At 71.2% G+C, this 4058-nt stretch carries 1 protein-coding gene and 2 pseudogenes; all 3 read left to right on the plus strand.

Going from position 1 to position 4058, the window contains the following annotated elements; all coding sequences use genetic code 11:
* Positions 1-99, plus strand: a pseudogene (locus ACFVUH_RS37225) (ATP-binding protein); the annotation flags it as partial.
* A gap of 399 nt (positions 100-498) precedes the next feature.
* Positions 499-3957, plus strand: coding sequence for a nitrate- and nitrite sensing domain-containing protein (locus tag ACFVUH_RS37230; RefSeq protein WP_387918067.1), 3459 nt, complete (start codon positions 499-501; stop codon positions 3955-3957).
* Between the two features lie 10 nt (positions 3958-3967).
* Positions 3968-4058 (plus strand): annotated as a pseudogene (locus ACFVUH_RS37235) (roadblock/LC7 domain-containing protein); the annotation flags it as partial.

The following is a 4058-nucleotide window of genomic DNA, read 5'->3' on the forward strand; positions in this document are numbered from 1 at the left end:
GACACCCCCGTCATCACCCTCGACGCCCGACGCCGCGACAGCGCCAAGAGCGCCCTCATCACCCTCGTCGAACACGCCCTCCTCGCCCGCCTGCGCTGAGCGGACACCGAGGCCGGCGGCCCCGGTACCCCGTCGCGCCGACGGGGTACCGGGGCACGTTCGCTTGCGGAGAGGTGTCGTCCGGGCGCCTCGCGCAAGACCCTCGCATAAGCGGCGGATAACAGTTCGGTAGGCATTTCGTGATCAACAATGACTGTTTGTAGCGAATCGGCACCACTCAGCGCCAGAAGACCACAGTTTTGCTCCAACATGTCGGTGATTGTCCTGAATTGCACCACCCACTCCGCCCACCAGCAGCTGTTTGTCCCCCATCCCCGCACGTGCTGAAATTCCAGCTACCCCTGGATCCCATACGGCTGCCGTTCCCCGGAGCGGGCGGCCCCCGGGGTAGCGCTGGATTGATCCATGGCCGGCTGTCGGCCGAGAGGTAGTTGTCGAGTGAGGCGTAAGCAGCAGGTCGCCCCGCAGCGGCGCTCCGAGCCCCGCCAGAGCGAGCCGAACGGCACCGCACCGGAACCGGGCGGGTTCTCGGCGTTCACGCCGGTCGAGGAACGGCCGCCAACGGCCCCGGCACCGCAGCAGCCGAACCCCGGCAAGGACCGCGCGTCCGGCCCGGACACCGGCTCCACCGCCGGGACCGGCCCCGGCGGCGACACGAACGACAACGGCCCCAAGAGCAGCCGGTACGACTTCGTGCGCCCGCGCAACTGGCGCGTGCCCGCCCGACTGATCGCGATCCTGCTGATCCCGGTCGTCATCGCCCTGGTCTTCGGCGGCCTGCGCGTCAACACCTCGATCGACGGCTTCATCAAGGCCGACCGCGCCCAGCGCACCGCCACCCTCGCCAAGGCCGCCACCGAGCTCGCCGAAGCGCTGGAGAGCGAGCGCGACAAGACGCTCATACCCCTGATCACCAAGCAGGACCCGAACAACGACGTCACCAAGGCGCGCTCGACCACCGACGCCGCCCTCAAGGCCTACAACGCGGCCTACGAGGCCAGCGACAAGTCCGGCGAACTCCCCCGGCGGCACGAGGCCTTCCAGCAGGTGGTCGTCCACCTGCCGCAGCTGCGTGCCACCGCCTACGCCGACAACCTGTTCGCCTCCGCGACCGTCAGCGCCTACTCGGTGATGTTCGCGCCGCTGCTCTCCTACGACAACTCGGTCGGCCTCGGCTCGTCCAACCTGACCAGCAAGGGCCGCTCGATCTACGCCATGTCGCTGGCCAAGGCCTCGGCCTCGACCCAGCGCGCCCTGATGCTGCAGCTGCTGGTCGGCATCTCCGCCCAGAAGACCACCCGGTACGAGAACGTCGACCTCATCCAGCAGCTGCTGGTCGCCCAGCGCCTGGAACAGACCGCGATCTCCGAGTTCAACATCGGCAGCGCCCCCGAGGACGCCAGGAAGTACGCCGACGCCCAGGTCGTCCAGGCCAACGCCGACCAGCGCGCGGCCTACCGGATGCCCAACGGCAGCGTCCCGACCATGCAGGGCCTGCTGAACCTCGGCACCGCCTACACCCAGGCGGCCGCCAACGGCCAGTCCCAGGGCAAGGAGATCGCCGACCGCGCCTACAAGGACGCCAAGGACTCCGGTCTGACGCCGGAGAACTGGAACCAGGCCGCCAACACCCACATCGCCAGCCTCCGCGCGACCGAGGTCGCGCTGCTGGACGACGTGCTCGTGGACGCCTCCGAGCTGCGCGACAACGCCCGCTTCGACGCCATCCTCAACTCGCTGATCGTGCTCACCGCACTGATCCTGGCCGGTGTCCTCACCGGCTACGTGGCCCGCTCGATGATCCTCGGCATGCGCACCCTGCGCAACGCCGCCCTGGACATCGCCGACCACCGCCTGCCCGAGCTGGTCGAGCGGCTCTCCAAGACCGACCCGGACCGGGTGGACACCAACGTCACCCCGATCCCGCTGCACGGCAAGGACGAGATCGGCGAGGTCGCCCGGGCCTTCGACCAGGTCCACCGGCAGGCGGTCGCGCTCGCCGCCGAGCAGGCGCTGCTGCGAGGCAACGTCAACGCGATCTTCACCAACCTGTCGCGCCGCAGCCAGAGCCTGATCCAGCGCCAGCTGGCGCTGATCACCGACCTGGAGAACAACGAGGCCGACCCGGACCAGCTGGAGAACCTCTTCAAGCTGGACCACCTCGCCACCCGTATGCGCCGCAACGGTGAGAACCTGCTCGTCCTCGCGGGCGAGGAGGCCGGCCGCCGCTGGAACACCCCGGTCCCGCTGGTCGACGTGCTGCGCGCCGCCGCGTCCGAGGTGGAGCAGTACGAGCGCGTCGAGCTCTCCGGCATCCCCGAGGCCGAGGTCGTCGGCGCCGCCGTGACCGACCTCGTCCACCTGCTCGCCGAGCTGCTGGAGAACGCCACCACGTTCTCCAGCCCGCAGACCCGGGTGCTGGTCAACGCGACCCGGCTGCCGGACGGCCGGGTGCTCGTCGAGATCCACGACAAGGGCATCGGCCTCACCGCCGAGGACTTCGCGGAGATCAACGAGAAGCTGGCCGAGCCGCCCACGGTCGACGCCACCATCTCCCGCCGCATGGGCCTGTTCGTGGTCGGCCGGCTCTCCCAGCGGCACGACATCCGCGTCCAGCTCCGCCCGTCCGGCGAGTCGGCCGGCACCACCTCGCTGGTCATGCTGCCGCCGTTCGTGACCCAGATGGCCGCGGCGCCGGAGCCCGAGGAGCAGTTCACCGTCTCCCGGATCTTCGCCGAGCAGGAGCCGGCCCCCCAGTGGCCCGTCGACCACGACCCGGTCCGCAGCGCCGCCGAACTCGGCTTCGACGACCACCTCACCGGCATGGGCAACGCCGGCTCCACCGGCTTCAGCCCGGCCCTGGAGGCCGTCCAGCGCTCGCAGCGCCTGGACCAGGTCCGCCGCGCCGCGCTGGAGGCCGGACCGCAGGACAGTCAGCCGCCGGTGCTGGACGCCGAGGTCGACGAGGACTACCCGGCCTACGGCCGCCGCAACGACGAGGCCTACGCCCAGGACGAGCAGTACCCGCAGCAGGGCTACGGGCAGTCCGGCTACGCCGACGACCAGTACGGCTACCGGGACGAGTACGGCCAGGACGGCGGCTACGACGCCGAGGGCTACCGCCAGGACGGCTACCAGCAGGACGGCTACGGCCAGTACCCGCAGCAGGGCTACGACGAGTACGGCCGGACGGACGAGTACGGCCAGGACACCGGCTACGACGGGTCCGGCTACGCCGACGAGCAGTACGGCCGGCCGACCGAGGAGGCCCCGGCGGGCCACCCGTACGCCCCCGAGCAGCCCGCCCTCCCGGCCGCCGACACCGCCCCCGCCGCCCCCACCACCCTGCCGTCCGGGCTGCCGCAGCGCCGCCCCGGCCAGCAGCTGGCCGGCGGTGGCTTCCCGGCCGGCCAGGACGGCAACGGCGGCGGCGACAGCCCGAACTGGTTCACCGGCGCCAAGGACACCTCCGTCACCCCGGCCGAGCCCCGCGGCCACGACGTGTCCGCCCTCGGCGGCTACGGGCCCACCGGCCCGACCGCCGCCGGCAACGCCGACTGGCAGTCGCCCAACGACGGCGACTGGCAGCGGGCCGAGAAGCTGCGCGAGCCCTCCTCCGGCGGCACCACCCCCGCCGGCCTGCCCCGGCGCGTGCCGAAGCAGAACCTGGTGGCGGGCAACGCCAAGCCCACCCCGCAGGACGGACCGCAGGTCTCCCGCGCGCCCGAGGAGGTCCGCGGCCGGCTCACCAACCTGCGCCGCGGCGTCGAGCAGGGCCGCAGTGCCGGCACCACCGGAAGCTTCCGGATCGACCCCGATCAGGTAGACCCGTCCGGCAACGGACAGCAGAATCGCAGCACCGATCTCTTCGGCGGCTCGAACCACCAGGAGCGTTGAGTTGAGTCAGATGAGCCAGGCCGCACAGAACCTGAACTGGCTGATCACCAATTTCGTGGACAACACCCCAGGGGTGTCGCACACGGTGGTGGTCTCCGCGG

Origin of the sequence: Kitasatospora sp. NPDC058032, assembly GCF_042885845.1 — a bacterium.
Taxonomy (GTDB): Bacteria; Actinomycetota; Actinomycetes; order Streptomycetales; family Streptomycetaceae; genus Kitasatospora.